The organism is Paraburkholderia sp. SIMBA_053, assembly GCF_046534895.1.
GTDB classification, from domain to species: domain Bacteria; phylum Pseudomonadota; class Gammaproteobacteria; order Burkholderiales; family Burkholderiaceae; genus Paraburkholderia; species Paraburkholderia caledonica.
In genome coordinates this window covers 1-239 of sequence record NZ_JAWRXU010001602.1, presented here as the reverse complement: position 1 = coordinate 239, position 239 = coordinate 1, and the positions used below count along the sequence as shown (strand labels likewise).

Sequence of the window (239 nt, the reverse complement as noted above, 5' to 3'; positions counted from 1 at the left end):
CATGGGGCTACGACTCACTGCTCACGTTCAACGCTTAAATTCACTACGTCACGACGTGCGCGTTTGCCTTGCCTCATACGTCTTCAAATGGCTATACGCGATGCGCAGCAACGACAAACTCTGCTCGCTCTTTTGCGCTTCGCCGCCGCGCGCGATCAGATCGCCGAGAATATGATCGGCCTCGGTGTGCGAGTGGTTCTCTACATCGCGCAACATGGAAGCGGTAAGCGGCGACGGCG

Annotated in this window: 1 protein-coding gene; it reads right to left on the bottom strand. The window is 57.3% G+C overall.

From position 1 onward, the window contains the following. Window positions 1-48 precede the first annotated feature (48 nt). Window positions 49-239 (bottom strand): ketopantoate reductase C-terminal domain-containing protein (locus SB753_RS40960; RefSeq protein ID WP_410805668.1); only part of this gene is annotated, 191 nt, incomplete at its 5' end.